Annotated in this window: 12 protein-coding genes; 6 read left to right on the plus strand and 6 right to left on the minus strand. The window is 36.7% G+C overall.

What is annotated here, in order from left to right; all coding sequences use genetic code 11:
• Positions 1 to 2,436, plus strand: a complete 2,436-nt coding sequence (locus tag O4O04_RS14945) for a sulfatase family protein (RefSeq protein WP_272532584.1) — start codon at positions 1 to 3, stop codon at positions 2,434 to 2,436.
• Between the two features lie 13 nt (positions 2,437 to 2,449).
• On the opposite strand, the gene O4O04_RS14950 is transcribed toward O4O04_RS14945, so the two are convergent.
• The 4 genes from O4O04_RS14950 to O4O04_RS14965 all read right to left on the minus strand — a co-directional run bounded on the left by O4O04_RS14950 (position 2,450) and on the right by O4O04_RS14965 (position 6,621).
• Positions 2,450 to 3,568: an MBL fold metallo-hydrolase gene (locus tag O4O04_RS14950; RefSeq protein WP_272532585.1), complete on the minus strand. Its 1,119-nt coding sequence runs from the start codon at positions 3,566 to 3,568 to the stop codon at positions 2,450 to 2,452.
• Between the two features lie 368 nt (positions 3,569 to 3,936).
• Positions 3,937 to 4,458, minus strand: a complete 522-nt coding sequence (locus O4O04_RS14955) for a hypothetical protein (RefSeq protein WP_272532586.1) — start codon at positions 4,456 to 4,458, stop codon at positions 3,937 to 3,939.
• A 130-nt stretch (positions 4,459 to 4,588) separates the two neighbouring features.
• Positions 4,589 to 5,632: a lipase secretion chaperone gene (locus O4O04_RS14960; RefSeq protein WP_272532587.1), complete on the minus strand. Its 1,044-nt coding sequence runs from the start codon at positions 5,630 to 5,632 to the stop codon at positions 4,589 to 4,591.
• Positions 5,633 to 5,712: 80 nt separating this feature from the next.
• Complete coding sequence (locus tag O4O04_RS14965; protein WP_272532588.1) at positions 5,713 to 6,621, minus strand: lipase family alpha/beta hydrolase; 909 nt, start codon at positions 6,619 to 6,621, stop codon at positions 5,713 to 5,715.
• Positions 6,622 to 6,943: 322 nt separating this feature from the next.
• On the opposite strand from O4O04_RS14965, the gene O4O04_RS14970 reads away from it, so the two are divergent.
• From O4O04_RS14970 to O4O04_RS14985, 4 genes are all read left to right on the plus strand, one after another.
• Complete coding sequence (locus O4O04_RS14970) at positions 6,944 to 8,191, plus strand: lysophospholipid acyltransferase family protein (protein WP_272532589.1); 1,248 nt, start codon at positions 6,944 to 6,946, stop codon at positions 8,189 to 8,191.
• Positions 8,192 to 8,233: 42 nt separating this feature from the next.
• Positions 8,234 to 9,742, plus strand: coding sequence for a cryptochrome/DNA photolyase family protein (locus O4O04_RS14975; protein ID WP_272532591.1), 1,509 nt, complete (start codon positions 8,234 to 8,236; stop codon positions 9,740 to 9,742).
• Positions 9,739 to 10,008: an ATP-dependent Clp protease adaptor ClpS gene (locus O4O04_RS14980; protein ID WP_272532592.1), complete on the plus strand. Its 270-nt coding sequence runs from the start codon at positions 9,739 to 9,741 to the stop codon at positions 10,006 to 10,008. Before O4O04_RS14975 ends, O4O04_RS14980 begins: the two co-directional genes overlap by 4 nt.
• A 119-nt stretch (positions 10,009 to 10,127) precedes the next feature.
• The gene (locus tag O4O04_RS14985) at positions 10,128 to 11,912 is read left to right on the plus strand and encodes an AIPR family protein (protein ID WP_272532593.1); all 1,785 of its coding nucleotides are present in this window, start codon (positions 10,128 to 10,130) and stop codon (positions 11,910 to 11,912) included.
• Positions 11,913 to 11,914: 2 nt separating this feature from the next.
• Here the strand turns inward: O4O04_RS14985 and O4O04_RS14990 are convergent, their stop codons facing one another.
• Both O4O04_RS14990 and O4O04_RS14995 read right to left on the minus strand, forming a co-directional pair.
• Positions 11,915 to 12,337, minus strand: a complete 423-nt coding sequence (locus tag O4O04_RS14990; protein WP_272532595.1) for a hypothetical protein — start codon at positions 12,335 to 12,337, stop codon at positions 11,915 to 11,917.
• 29 nt (positions 12,338 to 12,366) lie between these two features.
• A complete protein-coding gene (locus tag O4O04_RS14995) occupies positions 12,367 to 12,912 on the minus strand; it encodes a hypothetical protein (protein ID WP_272532596.1) in 546 nt (181 codons plus the stop codon).
• A gap of 206 nt (positions 12,913 to 13,118) precedes the next feature.
• On the opposite strand from O4O04_RS14995, the gene O4O04_RS15000 reads away from it, so the two are divergent.
• A complete protein-coding gene (locus O4O04_RS15000) occupies positions 13,119 to 14,708 on the plus strand; it encodes a fibronectin type III domain-containing protein (RefSeq protein WP_272532597.1) in 1,590 nt (529 codons plus the stop codon).
• Positions 14,709 to 14,833: the final 125 nt, after the last annotated feature.

Raw genomic sequence — 14,833 nt, forward strand, 5'->3', positions numbered from 1 at the left:
ATGGAAAGTATGGTCGGAGAAAAAATTTACAATAATAAGCAGAATTCAAAAAATCGAATCCAATTAGTACTCGTACTATTTTTCCTTGTCTTCCATCTAGATTGCATTGAGACTTCTCAAGATCTTGAGAAAATCGCAGTTGATTTAACTAGAGAGCTTGCAAACAAGAAGACCGAAAAATTTGGACAATTTCCCCAAGATAAATTTCTTTTACAGTCATATTGGAAAAAAAACCCGGGGAGATTTTCTGGACTCGAAAGAAAGGATAGATGGTGGAACTCACAAATCACCTTTAACACCGATCGCGAATTGTTCGTGAATGAATCCAAAGATTCAATTTTAATACCGCCTACCACATCATCAAATTCCAAAATATCGAAGTTAAAGATAGAATTCCCGAGAGGAAGCTACAGACTCGAACTAAACCTTGGAATTTTATCGGACAGAATTTCAAGTAACCCACACATTGGCGGAATCCTAACAATTTCGACTGGAAAACTTCTTCTAAGAGAAATAAAACTGGATCAAAACTTCCATGAAACTTGGAAAAAATTTTCCCTAGATCTAATTACTTCAAAGGATATAATTTTTGAATGGGAATCTACGAATAGCTACTTAGTTCTCGGCAAACCTTTATTGTATACAAAAACCAAATCTCGAAATCCAAATGTGATCCTCATCGTAATTGATTCAGCAAGAAAAGATTTCCTACCTGATTATGGCTTTGCTCATCACATAACACCGAATATCAGTGCAATTGCTAAAGAATCAATCGTATTTGAAAATCCTTTTTCTAATGGGAATTGGACAAAACCTTCGATGATATCTTTTTTTCATTCTGAATATGCATCAAACTTAGGAATTAATAATCTATGGTTTGCGACTCTTCCAGAAAACAAAAAGACATTCTATAAAACGGGAATCCCGAGCATCAGTGAAGTTTTTCGAAGAAATGGTTATGAAACTAAATCTATTATGAACAATGTGTTCTTTCTGGATTACACAACGGTGGGTGTTGATCTAGGATTTCACGATGTCTACCAAGTTGGCAAAGATATAGAAGACACTCCCATACTTACAAATGCAGCAATTCAGTTCGTTAGGGAAAATAAAAATAAACAGTACTTTTTACACTTTAATCTAAATACGCCCCATGGTGGTTACGCTCCGCCATTGGAATTTATGCAAGAACTACGAAATATAATCAGTGATAACGATCTCTACAAATTTGAAGCACCTATCAGACGCTATATGGGAGAGTTAGTATATACGGATTCAGAAATTGGACGGCTCATGGAAGAATTAAAAAATCTAGGCCAGTATGAGGAAACGATGATCATCATCACTGGTGATCATGGCGAACTCTTCGATCCAAAGCATGACAGGCATAGTCGGTATATCCTGCAAGGTCTGTATGGTCACGGTGAATCCCATTTCGACGAAGAGATAAATGTTCCTTACATTATAAAACTTCCTAAGTCGATGCAAAAGGACTGGCGATCAAACTCGACTAGTCAGAGGAGAATTCCAGGACAATCTTCCTTACTCTCGCTAACTCCAACAGTTCTCGGACTTGCTAAATTAGATAAAGAAATATACAAATATCGTGGAGTTGACTATTCCAAATGTATAATACAAAATACAGAATGTCCGAAAGAAGATACAATCTATACGGAAGGTAGAATGTCAGAATCTATTCGAACAGAGGATTACAAATACATTCGTCGCTATCAGGGCTATACAAGTATCGTTAATGGTGAATCAGATGAAAGAATCATAATGCCGGAAGAATATTATGACCTCAAAGCTGATCCAAAAGAATATCATAATCTAGCTCAATATCAGTATATTCAAGAAGATGAATTGACATTGGACAGTCATTCAAAGCCAAAAAATCCGAATGAATCAAAAATACAAATTGCACGAAAAAATCTTGATACAGGTAATTTTCTGCGAAAAAATAGATTCCATATTCATTTACCAGCCTGCACGCAATCTAACAATGCAAATTGCAGATACAATTTATCTGCATATATTCCTGGAGGAATCTACAAAGTGGAAAGTCCGTCGGAGTTCAACGTAGTTGGATCAAGTTCGAAATCATTAACGATTTCCGGGAATATTGAAAACTCATCAGCCCGTATCAAAATTCATACTGTAAACGCAAATGCAAGTTGGTCTGGACAAATCTCACGTGATGGATATTCAATGAATTATCTTCTCGGTAGATGGGGATTGTTTTCTAAAGATTATCGAATCACTGGCGAACCTGATTTTATGATATCTGGGAGTGATCCGATTGGGTTTGAAAATTCCAAAATACCTTGGGTCTATAACGATGCAAGATTGTCGGGTGAAAGCAGCTCTGAAACAGATTCAGCTATGGCTGACGAAGTTCGAAAGATCTTGGAATCATGGGGCTATATTCACGAATGATTCCAGGTAAAAATCAATTAGATAAGAAAGCTTTCCACCATCTCTCAAAAATGTTATCCCGTTTTGTATAGACAATCTGTCCGAATTTAGGAGTGAGAAGATTGATGTTTTTCAATTCTGCTTGCTTTTCTAATTCTTCGATTGGTTCATACCAACTATGCAAGGATAGATCAAACATCCCCCAATGAACGGGAACCAGTCGCTTACCTTTTAGATCCAAAAATGCCTGGCCCGTTTCTTCAGGTAACACATGCACTTCGCGCCATAATTCATTGTATTGCCCATTTTCTATAAAAGCGATCTCGAAGGGTCCGTATTTATCACCTATATTTTTGAAATGGACATCGTAACCTGAGTCACCGCTGAAATAAAATCTTTCTGACTTCCCAATAATAACCCAGGATCCCCATAGAGTTTTGTTTCCATTGGAACATTTGCGACCTGAAAAATGTTGCGCTGGAGTGCAAACAATTTCAACACCGCCAATGTTTAATGACTCCCACCAATCCAATTCCATGAGTCGATCTTCTGCTATTCCCCAATCTTTGATATGTGAAGTAACACCTAAAGGAGTGATAAACTTGGTTTGTTTTTCTGCAAAAAATTGAATAGTCTCCATATCAAGATGGTCATAGTGATCATGAGAAATGATTATATAATCAATATTTGGCAACTCTTCTAATTTAATCACAGCATCCTGAAAACGCTTAACAATAAAGCTAAAAGGTGCTGCTGACTCAGAAAATACTGGATCGAATAATAATATTTTTCCATCAATATTCACAAGAAATGATGAATGTCCGAACCAAATAAATTTGATTCCATCTGATGGTTTTAGAAATTCCACCATGTCAGGTTTTACTTCGGGTAACTTTTCTGTTGGAGTTTTATAGTCACTTCCTCCAAAGAAAAATTTCCAAGTTAGCGAAAGCATATTTTGTTTCTCTCGCATCTCATCTAAAATATTAGGACGACGATTCACAAACTGCTCTTTCGTCGAATCAAAGTTTGGTGATTTTTGGATTTTTTCTTGGTGCGCACCAAATGGATCCTTCCCAAATGCGGAACAATTATTGAAAACTGTAAAATTCATAACGATTAAAAGGATTGTAAATAAAAAATTGCTTTGCATGATATCTTTCCATAATTGGACTTAAGAATAAATCTAATCCTTTTACCATACTGAGCAATTCATTTTTTAAATTCTATTCTAATTCTAAATTTAACTATTGTAAAAAGTCTAGGAATTTAGAAAAAAACTTCAAACCTGAAAAAGAATGATTTTTCCCTAAATCTATAAGTTGATGTTTTGTTGATTGATTTAATACATTTTTTGCTGAATTCACATCCGATTTGAACAGATCACAGAAACTTACAGACAAAAAGCTAGTTGTATTCGAAGGAAATGATCAATATCTAGGGTTTCTGATGGAAAGGGATTGGGTTGAAAGTGTGGGTGTGGATTGGATAAAATAGGACGGGGCTTAAGCCCCGGGCTAATTAATTAAGATCATCATCTAAGAAATCGAGAGTTGTCCAGCCAACCAACCAATCTGCGAACTCGGCAATATTGAATCCAAATCGGAATCCATAATACAAACCAAGTGATACTTCGCATTGGGTAACAAAATTATAACCATCCCAATCAAATATCACCAAACCGAAACTATTCGAATGATTGAATGCTTTGATTTTATTATTGCGGACATGATTTTTTTCTGGATAGTGCTGGACGCTATTGAGAAAAAGATAACTATTTCCTGAATTATAAAAGTCTTTTTTAGAACCTGTTCGATAAGCTCCAAAACTTCCAGATCTCAATCCATATCCTTGTCCATACTCGGCAGATTGCAATCCCCAGGAGACAATACAAAATTTGGCATTAACACCGACAACTTTCTTCTCAACTGACAAGGTGAGAATATCTGCTGTATCCAAAGCACGATTTTCTATATAATTTGCAAAAGTTGAACATTGTATATGTATTAGAAAAACTGCCAACAAGATTATGGACTTCTTCATGAATCCATTAACCATGGTTATTGATGGAGAGGAGTTTTGATTTCTCTATGAAATGCATACTAGCATAAGATAACGAATGCAATATTTTACAATCGAAATTTCTATGCTAGTCTGATGAGGGGATTAAAATTTATAGATTGCCTTCGGTTTCTTTTTCGAACTTGAGTCGCCTTGTATAGGCTTCAGCTTCTTCTGAACCCAAAGCCTTAACTCTTAGTTCCTGAATCTTTGAATCACGCTCTTTATCCGACATATTGGGATACTTATTCAATAGTTCTGCTTCTTGCTTAGAAAGATCAGCAAGAATTTTTTCTTCTTTCTGCTGGTCACTTCGTGCCTTTGAGATCAAAGCTGCTTTCTCTTTGCCGAAGTATTTGATTTCTAAGGTGTTGAGCTTTTTCTCTTTTTCTTCTGCAGAAAGACCTTTTAATTCATTCTCACGAAGAAGAATCTCTGTTTCGTAGTGATTGAATTTATCCTCTCGGTTCATAACGTTGTCATAATAAGATCCGTAGGTTTTTTTACGAAGTTCTTCGTACTTCTTAACTCGTTCATCTGGTCTCATATTCTTGGAAGATTGTATAAAATTCTGTGCGCCTTCCATAAAATTCACTTGGGCTTCTTCCATTCCAAAGATAAGCTCAGATTTCTCATCACCTAACATTTTTCTTCGTTTATCTTTTATGAGTTCATAACGATCTTCGAAACTAATTCCTTCCGGAGTTTGCATCTGTCGAATATCACTTTCGTATTTAAAATAGCTAAGATATAGATCTTTTATTTTTTCGCGATCGGGACTCTCGTAATTTGCTTCTATGTACGCAAGTATGGTTCCATCACATTGGCTAGGAGTATAATCTTTAGGACAATTGCTTCGCAACGCCCATACTTCCCAGACAAAATTGATTTTGCCAGATTTGAGATCAGAAACGATTTCAAGATAGCTTTTCTTATCTTCTCCTTGAAATGGAGAAAGTGCCTCATCCCATATATTACTGCCCTGCCCTAAAGGATAGAGATTGTCATCGGATTTTGTAATGCTGTATCCAGTTTGTTCGGAATTTTCTTGATAAGATGATGAAGATTTTGAACTAGAAGTTTGATCTATAAATATATAAATACCTAATCCTAAAATAGCTAGGATTACAATTCCGAGGATGACTTTTTTTTCCATATAAAACCTGATGATTGAGGAGTGTTAAAACAAAAACGGCTATGTAGAATAATACATAGCCGAAAGGAATTCGTTAGAAGTTAAAGACCAGCTTTTGCGTTTTTCGCGATATTCAAATAATGCGCATTTACGTTGAAGAAGCTTTGACCTGTCCATTGAAAGTTGGTTGCTTGTAAATGGTCAATTCCAGTTGCAAACCAATAATCAGAAGGCTCACCTTTCCAAGTTCCCCATTTCTGAGAAGTTAGAGGAACCACTCCATCGTTAGCACCACCAAGTCCATAGAACAAACCACCAGCCCAAGTAATTGGGTGAGTCAATGCCATGATAGGATGTTGAATGATGTCTGCCCAAGCCATTTTAGATCCATAAGAATAGTATTTCATTCCAGATACATTTGGGCTAGAAGAGTTGAAGCTATTTACATATGTCGTTGTTAGAGATTGACCCATTGCGATTACATCTTGTGGGCGACCATCACGATATAAAAGTTGGGCCATGAAGCTAAGAGCTGAGTTAGCAAAAGGTTGTAACCAACTTGGGATTGCACCAAGAACGATATTTGCCATCGGAGCACCTTTATGCAAAGAGTTAACTGTTGTTACAGTAGCAGTTTGATTCTTGAATCCTAGATTGGAAACCATGTATCTGATTACAAGTCCACCTTGTGAGTGACCAACCAAATGCACTTTCGAACAACCATTTGCAGGCATCCAAGTATTGAGTGCTGATTTGATTTGGCTTGCACGAACTGGAAGACTGTTTGCAGCTGAACTACCAGGAGTTACAACTTTTGCACCTTGTGATCTTAGATAACCATCTAGGCCACCCCAGTATTTTACGAGACCACCAGCGAGACCTTGTCTGTCATCAAAACCTAAGATTCCGTGAACGAGTGCAAAGCAAGTACCATCAAGTGGTCCTGCGAATACGCTTGCTGGGAAGCTGATAAAAACGGCGAGAAGAAGTGTGAGAAGTTTAGCTTTCATGTTGTTGTCCTTTTTCATTTGAAATTCATTGATAGGATTATATGTAAACAGCTTCAAATTTATGTCAAGAAATTGTGAAATAAATTTCCAAAAAATGTTAAAAAAACATATTCTGGCTTTTTCGAACATAAATTCACTTTTATTCATGAAATTTAGAACAGATTGCCTAGTTATTAGGGCAGAATGATGAAGAAATGAAATTATTTGCATTGCACAATTTTGCATCTATGTCATTCGATATTCATATCCAAGCCATAAAACTGGGAATATACGTTTGACAGGTGAAGGATTTTTGAGAATTCTGAATCCACCGGAGGCTCGCTTGAAATCTTTATTTATTCCACCGAAGTTTGATTTTGCACTGGCTTGGACATTTGATATTGCCTATCCGCTCATGACCAAAGCTATGTTCAATCTTGATCATGTAGTTATATCCCACCAAGATCGAACAAGACTTCGTGAATTATCTCAGAAAAGAGCCGTGTATTTTTCCAACCATCCAACAACTATGGAGCCTCCCGTTGCCTATGCTGTTGCCAATGCAATGGGTTCGCGTTTCCATTTTATGGCATCGAGGAATGTATTTGATTGGGCGGGTGGTTTTGTGGGTGAAGTGATTCGTCGTGTGGGCGCATTTTCTGTATTAGCTGGTGGAGCCGACAGAGATGCGGTCAAAATGTCCAGACAAATCCTTACAGAGCGAGATGGCAAACTGGCAATCTATCCCGAGGGAATGTGCAGTGGAGAAAATGATAATCTATTGCCATTTCTTCCCGGTACGGCACAGATCGGATTCTGGGGATTGGAAGATGCTAAGAAACTAGACCCTAACGCTGATATCACGGTAGTTCCCGCCTTTGTAAAATATGTTCTTGTTGGATCCAAAAGTTTTATTCTCGAAGATATAAAAATTTCGATCGGTCGAATTGAAGCAGCTTTGCATTTAAATTCTGGGAATCGAAACCTTTTGAGACGATTTCTTATGGTAGGCAGATTTCTCTTGGAGAGAACCGAATCTGAATATGGAATCACACCTGATCCTGGACAGGATTATGATTTTCGAGTGGGACGTATTCGACACGAGACACTCAATCGTGCGGCGAAATTATTGAATGTAGAATTTGCTCAAGATGAGAATGCTATTGATAAAATTCGTGAATTGTTTACTGCACTCGACAGTATTGAAGCTGGATTTCCAAGAAAGGGATGTGAGCATGTAACTCCGGAAATTTTTACCCAAGCGAAAAAGGAAGTCGAGAAGGCCTATACATTTCTTGTTACCAAACCAAATCATCTTGTATCTAGGCCAACTGCTGAGCGCTTTATCGAATGGCTTTCCCGATACGAAACCTTGATTTTTGGAAAAACAGGAACTCGAGCGAGAGAAGCCCATGTTTATTTTCCAGAATTTTTTACATTGGGTGAATACTACGATGCATACAAAAAAGACAAAAGAGGCACAGTTGTTGCTGTAACAGAACGTTTGCGAAGTACTTTAGAGAAATTGATGAAGCAGGCAAGTCTTACAACTGCACCTATTGTTCCACCTGAAGATCTGGGAGATATCTAATAGAAACCGATTCCCAGTTTTTAGATTTCGTCTAAGTTTTATATGTCTAGTTCATTCAAACAGAGTAGAGTTCGAATCACCAATGATAAGCCTGTTCAAGAATCCAAAGATTACGTTCTCTATTGGATGCAAGCTTATCGGCGTCTTGCATGGAATCATTCGCTAGACTATGCGATTGCCCTTGCAAACAAACTCAATAAACCATTGGTTGTCTACGAAGGACTTCGCTCGGATTACAAATGGAATTCTCCAAGACTACATAGATTTATTCTAGAGGGAATGTGCGACAACGCAGTTGAAGCAAAAAAACTGGGCATCAACTATTGGTGTTATGTGGAAACAAAATCACAGCCAGCACAAGGACTTCTTAAGAAAATATCCGAGAAAGCCTGTGCAATCGTTACGGATGATTTTCCTTGTTTTATCATACCAGAACAGATCAGTAAACTTTCCTCCAAAGTTGATTGTCAAGTTGTAGCGATTGACGGAAACGGAATCATACCGATTCAAAATTATTCTGGATTTGCATCTGCCGCAAGAGTTCTGAGAATTCGTTTACACAAAATTTTCCCAGAAGCCTATATTCATCGCAGTGCCCCAACCCATTCGAAATCAAAATTATCAGCTATCAGTAAACCGATTAAGGCACCATTTCGGGAATTTTCATGTAAGTCAGAGGACATTGATTCCACATTAAAGAATATAGATTTCTCAAATTCTATCGAGCCTTACTCTCCTATGATTGGTGGAAGAAAACAAGCCTTGCGCTTGCTAAAAGATTTTTTAGAAAATAAATTATTGCGTTATGGAAAAGAAAGATCCAATCCGGGTGCACCCGATATGGTACCTTCCAGCGGACTCTCCGCATATTTGCATTTTGGATTTATTTCCGCTGAAGAAGTAATTACAGCGGTGCTCGAGACAAGCGACGAATCTAAGAAATGGGCACCCGATCTATTGAATCAGGATTTTCGTGGTAAGCGAGAAGGATTTTTTTCCAAGAAGGATGAAATCAATTCTTATCTCGATGAACTCATCACTTGGCGTGATATAGGTTACCTTTTGTTCTGGGAGAAAAAAGAATTCCGAAAAGATCTCGATGTCTTACCCGATTGGGTAAAATCCATTCTCGACAAACATAAAAAAGACAAAAGAGATTATAAATACTCAAGGTCTGATTGGGAGTCTGGCAATACTCACGATCCAATCTGGAATGCCGCACAAAAAGAACTCATCCACACTGGTAAAATGCACAATTATATGAGAATGCTATGGGGCAAAAAATTGATTGAATGGAGCGAAAGTTTCGAAGAAGCATTTGAACTCATGGAAGAATTCAACAATCTCTATGCTTATGATGGACGAAACCCCAATTCCTATACTGGCATATTGTGGTGCTTTGGATTATTTGACAGACCTTGGTTTCCAGAACGAAATGTACTTGGCAATCTAAGATATATGTCATCGGATTCCACAAAGAAAAAATTCAAGCTGGGAGCATATTTGGATTACGTCAATTCTCTCAGTGGTCATAAGGAGAGTCTATTTTGAATCCAGATATATTCGAAGATATGATTCTAGCTGTAGACAATGTCTATAAGCATCAGGTCATTTTGTTCAATGACGATGTAAATAGCTTCGAACATGTAGAAGATTGCCTTATGAATATCTGCAAAAAAACCAAAAAAGAAGCCATACGAATCGCTATGGAAACCCATGAATCCGGAAAAGCCGTTTGTTATACTGGAAGTCTTGAAGAGTGCGAGACAGTGGGCGAGAAACTCGCACAAGAGGGATTGACCGTTTCCGTCCATTAGGTTGAAGCTGAATTTCAATCCTTCGAAAATGACTGTTAGGAGAGTTTCGACTACCTGATTTTTCTAATTATTATTCAATTTCTACTTGATATAGCAGTGTTTTCCCGCATTTTATGTTCATGTTGGTTACACAAAAAGACCTTGATCAGATCTACAGTAAAGTCCGCTCCGATTTCGGGGGATCAAAAGATTCCAGTTTTGCCCTTCTACATTTAAGTCGAGAATGGAAAAAAGATAGCAATTCTATAGGCCACCATATTTTTCATAATGGTGATAGCTTAGGAATCAATGCCTACTATGTTGATGTTCAGAGAAAAAATCTTTATCTGTATAAATATTCTTGGTCCAATTCTCCGTCTGTGTTCAAAGAGCCGATTCGTCGCATGGCACATGAAGGCTTGGACAAATTGTTCGGAAACGTAGCACCCGAATCCCAAGAGAAAAAATTCCTAAATCAAATTCGCTCTGAATGCTTAGAGAATCAATCCATCATACAAAGAGTTTTCGTATATTTCGTGTTCAACGGAGATCCAGAAGCTGCGGATCGCAGTGAAGCAATATCGAGCTTAAGAGAAGATCTAGAAAACAAAAAACATCTTCTCGATACTTTCTTTCAGAAAAATATTTCACTTACCATTGATTTTCTATCTAATCAGACAAGAAAACGAGCTGGTCTATCTCATACGACAACTACTCATCAATATAAGATGAAACTTTCCAGTCCACCAATCCGCAAAAAAGCATCTGGCGGAGAAGAAATGAACTTATGCATTTTAAAATTGAATGATCTGTACAAAATGTACAAAGAAATGGGCCAGCGTCTTTTCGAAAGGAATATTCGATCTGCACTTTCTCTAGACAACAATCCTAATCGTGCAATTCGTCACGCATTGAAATCAATTGTTATCCAGAAAAAAGCCCCATCAGATGAATTTGTTTTCCATCATAATGGTGTTACACTTTTTGCAGAACATATTCATTGGGAAGATGGATATGTTATGGTGACAGAGCCTCGTGTGTTAAATGGCGCACAGACAATTTCTTCTTTTGCAGGATTTCTCGAAGAACATGAAGGCAATACCGCTCTTGAATCCAATAAAAAATCTCTAGAATCCATAGAAGTTTTGGCTAAATTGATAACATCGGATGCTCAAGAAAATTTGAAAGATTTTGTCGTTCGAGTAACAATCAACACCAATCGACAAAATCCGGTAGAGCCTTGGAATTTAAGAGCAAGTGATTTGATACAATTAGAACTTGCTGATAAATTTCGCGAAGAACTCAATATTTTCTATGAAAGACAAGAGAATGCATTTGAATCTTTGAGTTACGAAGATCTAGAAGAGATGGGAATCGATGAACAGAATAAATTTATTTCCATTCGCAAATTGGCTCAGACTTTCTTAGCAGTTCAAGGTGATATTGATAAGATCAGTCGATTGAAAGAAGTTTTTGAGAACGAGCTGCTGTATCATTCCATGTTTAAAAAGAAATATTTGGATGCAAACGCAAAGAAAATCATGCTTGTCTACAAAGTTCAGCAGAGACTTGGAAAAGTACTGGAATTGATTATCGAATGGGCACCTAACAAATACTACTACATCAAAAGAGCAAAGCATTTGGTATGGGCATTGCTCATCCAAGGTATTCTCAATGACAAAAAGTTGGATTCTTTCTGTGAAGATTTCGGAACTAGACTTTCAGTTGAATCCAATTTCGGTGAAATAATCAAGGACTTAGGAATCAAAAAAATCAAACCGTTGATTGCTGATCTAGCAGCTGAACCTAAGAATGTTAAGTCAATTGAAGATGAGAAATTTACTTTTTTAAAAACCAAATCAGCATTTGATTACTGCATGAAAGCCGCAAAAAATCGTTATGGTTGGGACAAAAAAGATCTATAAATTTACCAATTGAATTTGCTTAAGATTTCTTGAATAGTTGAATGATCCAAATCATTCAGATGTAAAGTTTCTTCGCCGATTTGGAGGGAGGATGTTCCGTCTGGATACGTCAAGAATTCAAATTTTGCACCTTGGGAACTGCTATAGTCAGCGCAACTATTGAAATTATAATAGTATCTAAATCGTCCAACTTCTTCTGAATTGCGATGATTGTTTAAATCAAATAAAATGCATTCTTGATCTAAGATTTCACTTTCGTATCGATCTTCAGGAAACTGGATAAATTGGAAATAAATTATCAACCAACGAGAATCTGGACTCAAACAATGTCCATTAGGTTTCGCATCTGTTGAACCATACCAAACCAAGTTCCATTTGAACGAACTATTTAATATTCGATCGATTTGCCCTGATACTTTTTCCATCCGAGTTTAGACAATATTTCTATCAGTGTTCATTTAATCCAAGTCCAGATTTTCGGATTGCTCGGTAAGTAAGCAATTAAATGCGATGTTAAAATCCGTATCTCTTCATATTTCTGAATTGTAGTCGTATAAAAAAGAATCTGACGATCTCTATTTCTGGGCTGGAATTCCAAACCTATCAATGATATCGGTGTGGTAATTCTCTTCTTTCCTTTACCTGCGCTATAAATTCCCTCAACCTTATAGATGATTTGAGCTTCTACTTTAAGATTATTCTTCTCAATTAACAGCAATTGAAAGCCTAACTTTACCAAAATATAGATCAAAGGACTTGCAATAATCTGAGTTAACACAAAAGCTAGAATCAAACCTCCACTCAGAAAATCTCCTGTCCCATTGGACAATGCAAATCCAACGATTCCTAGAACTATACTTACGAAAACTAGATAAATCATTAAGAAAAATGCAAATGCCTTCCAACTTAATGGATCAACAATTGGAAATTTGTTTAATACATCGGATGGTGGATCACCTTCCGTTCTGATGATATGGATATGTTTCGGGTCTATTTTCATATATTTATATATTTAAATTTTAAACTTTGAATTATTCATTGAGCGAAGTATATATTCCACATTTTATTTAATGCTGAGAAAGTTGACAATCACAAAATCCCACTTAGATGAGTCCGTTACATCATTCATCAATTATTATTCAAAGAATCAAAAAATGACTTGTAGTTATTATCTATTATAAGACGTTTAAGATGCAAAAAACTCAAATGAACTATAACAATCTATTACATTTCTATATTTTTATAATAATTGCTATTTCTAATACAAATTGTCTCCAATTTCGAGAAAATGATTTTGATCCTAACTCTGAGTTTTCACAATTTTTATTTTTATCACGATTAATCAATAGTAAATCAGATCCCTTCGAAGGAAGCCAAGTAACATTTGATTCAAGAACTTTAGGTGGAACTCCAAATGGATCTGGTACATTGTATGTTGAATGGAAACCGAGTAGCGGTGCTACAACCTATAATCTTTACATTTCCGAAAATGAGAGTTCATTTACAAACGTAGAGCCAATTGTTACAGATGAACTTTTTGCTAAAGTAAATAATCTCAAACAAAATACGATGTATTATACAAAAGTTCTAGCAGACAATCAGAATTCGAGTATCACAACTCAAGCAATCACCAGTTCAACTCCTTACGGGACAGGATTACCCGTGAATGCGTTGGATATTTCTGGATTGTCAGGCCAAGGGAATCAATCTGGATTCTCACCTTCGATTATTTACAATCCATTGAACCAGAAAATTCTTGGAATCACAGAAAATGCCAATAACACCTTTTACAAACCTAGTTTATTCGATTGTGACCAGAATTTTACACAATGCATACATAAAGATATTTCAGGGAATGCGGGAAATGATTCTGGCGCGAATTCATCCATAACCTTAGATCTGATCTCGCAAAAGTTATTAGTAGCCGCCCAAAATAATGGGAACTCAGCCAAATTGAGTCTATTCAGATGCAACTTAGATGGTAGTAATTGCAATCATTATGACCTCTCCACGATTGCAGAAGCTCCCAACCAAACTGGGTATGATCCTTACATTGTGATTAATCCTTTCAATCGCAATATCATTGTAACAGCAAGGGATATTGCAGAAAATAAGTTGAGAGGATTCTTTTGTTCTAATGATATTAGTACTTGCGAATACAAGGATCTGTCTGCTGGACAACCAGCAAATTCCGGATCAGCAGGATCAGCGGTAATTGATCCTATCAATCAGAAATTATTGATAGCAACTAGAAATGGAGCGGATAATAATAAACTCTCCATATTTAGATGTGATCTTGATGGATCCAATTGCAATCATACGAATGGAGCAAGTCTCGTAGCCCAAGGAAATGATTCAGGCTGGTCTCCAAATTTAAAAATCGATATTCCGAATAAAAAGTTAATGATAGTAACTCGAGTTGGGATTCCGAATTCAAACCCTGGACTGTATCGTTGCGATTTAGATATTACAAATTGTACGTTCTCCGATCTATCATTTGGAACTGGCTCGGGACCTTCTGCAGGATTCCATCCATCCGTTATACTTGATCATATCCATGACAAGATTTTGCTTGCATCTACGAACAACGTTCTAAACTTTCGCGCTGTTATGTTTCGATGTAACCTAGATGGATCCAATTGTGAGTATTCTGATCTCTCAGTTGCTCTTTCTGAATTGGGTGAAGAAACAGGTTATGATACAAATATTGAAATTAATCCTTCAAATGGAAAAGTCATTGTATCTGCAAAATCTGATCTGTCAAGTGCTTCGAGATTGATTTACTTCCAAAGGTAGTAAACTGATTTTCTAAGGTCGCATTTTAATAATATAAGCCTGGTTATTCGTATAGGTATGAGACTTTGTTATAGAACCAGATAGGCTTCCATATTTGAACAAAGCATTTGCCAAAAAATCTCCTA

This window comes from Leptospira sp. GIMC2001, assembly GCF_028462125.1.
Classification (GTDB): domain Bacteria; phylum Spirochaetota; class Leptospiria; order Leptospirales; family Leptospiraceae.

Excerpts from the sequence above, each read along its gene's own strand:
- O4O04_RS14950 (WP_272532585.1), bottom strand. The coding sequence starts at position 3,568 with ATGCAAAGCAATTTTTTATTTACAATCCTTTTAATCGTTATGAATTTT.
- O4O04_RS14995 (WP_272532596.1), bottom strand. The coding sequence starts at position 12,912 with ATGAAAATAGACCCGAAACATATCCATATCATCAGAACGGAAGGTGAT.
- O4O04_RS14985 (WP_272532593.1), top strand. The coding sequence starts at position 10,128 with ATGTTGGTTACACAAAAAGACCTTGATCAGATCTACAGTAAAGTCCGC.
- O4O04_RS14965 (WP_272532588.1), bottom strand. The coding sequence starts at position 6,621 with ATGAAAGCTAAACTTCTCACACTTCTTCTCGCCGTTTTTATCAGCTTC.
- O4O04_RS15000 (WP_272532597.1), top strand. The coding sequence starts at position 13,119 with ATGAACTATAACAATCTATTACATTTCTATATTTTTATAATAATTGCT.
- O4O04_RS14975 (WP_272532591.1), top strand. The coding sequence starts at position 8,234 with ATGTCTAGTTCATTCAAACAGAGTAGAGTTCGAATCACCAATGATAAG.
- O4O04_RS14990 (WP_272532595.1), bottom strand. The coding sequence starts at position 12,337 with ATGGAAAAAGTATCAGGGCAAATCGATCGAATATTAAATAGTTCGTTC.
- O4O04_RS14955 (WP_272532586.1), bottom strand. The coding sequence starts at position 4,458 with ATGAAGAAGTCCATAATCTTGTTGGCAGTTTTTCTAATACATATACAA.
- O4O04_RS14960 (WP_272532587.1), bottom strand. The coding sequence starts at position 5,632 with ATGGAAAAAAAAGTCATCCTCGGAATTGTAATCCTAGCTATTTTAGGA.
- O4O04_RS14945 (WP_272532584.1), top strand. The coding sequence starts at position 1 with ATGGAAAGTATGGTCGGAGAAAAAATTTACAATAATAAGCAGAATTCA.